This window comes from Sulfitobacter sp. UBA4523, assembly GCF_002388305.1.
In the GTDB taxonomy this organism is placed as follows: Bacteria; Pseudomonadota; Alphaproteobacteria; order Rhodobacterales; family Rhodobacteraceae; genus Sulfitobacter; species Sulfitobacter pontiacus.
This window is the reverse complement of record NZ_DGMH01000029.1, coordinates 1-498: the sequence shown is the minus strand read 5'-3', so window position 1 is coordinate 498 and position 498 is coordinate 1. Positions and strand designations below refer to the sequence as shown.

Below are 498 nucleotides of genomic sequence, written 5' to 3'. Positions count from 1 at the left end.
CATGGGGGCAGCTTCCTGGCCCGTGGTGGCCGCTTCGTGCAGCTTGAAGGCAAGGAACGCCCGCGCAATGTTGTGGCCCGTTTCGCCTCTGTCGAGGATGCGGTCGATTGCTACAACTCCGACGCCTACCAAGAGGCGCTGAGCCACGCCAAAGACGCGTCAGAACGCGAGCTGATGGTCGTAGAGATCGACGGCTAAGCCCAGCTGGCTAAGCCCGTACCCAAGCTCTTGTCAGCGGCCAAGCAAGGCCGCTGACCCCACTAATCCTCCCCCCACACATCGCCAGACATAAAAAAAGCAGGGCAAAACCAGCCCCGCTTTCCAAATGGTATGAAATCCTGGGGTCCGGGGCAAAGCCCCGGTCCAGCGTGGCTTTGTTTACGCCGACTTTGCCATCCGTTTCCGCTCGTGCGGGTCCAGATAGCGCTTGCGCAGACGGACTGCGTTTGGCGTCACTTCAACCAGTTCGTCATCATCGATATAGGCGATGGCTTCTTC

Annotated in this window: 2 protein-coding genes; one reads left to right on the top strand and one right to left on the bottom strand. The window is 59.6% G+C overall.

The annotated features are described in order from the left end of the window. Positions 1 to 198, top strand: a 198-nt coding sequence (locus B3849_RS07285) for a DUF1330 domain-containing protein (protein ID WP_286779972.1), incomplete at its 5' end; no start/stop codon positions are given. A 180-nt stretch (positions 199 to 378) separates the two neighbouring features. Here the strand turns inward: B3849_RS07285 and B3849_RS17610 are convergent. Then, the coding region (locus B3849_RS17610; RefSeq protein ID WP_349678153.1) for a hypothetical protein at positions 379 to 498 on the bottom strand (120 nt) is incomplete at its 5' end.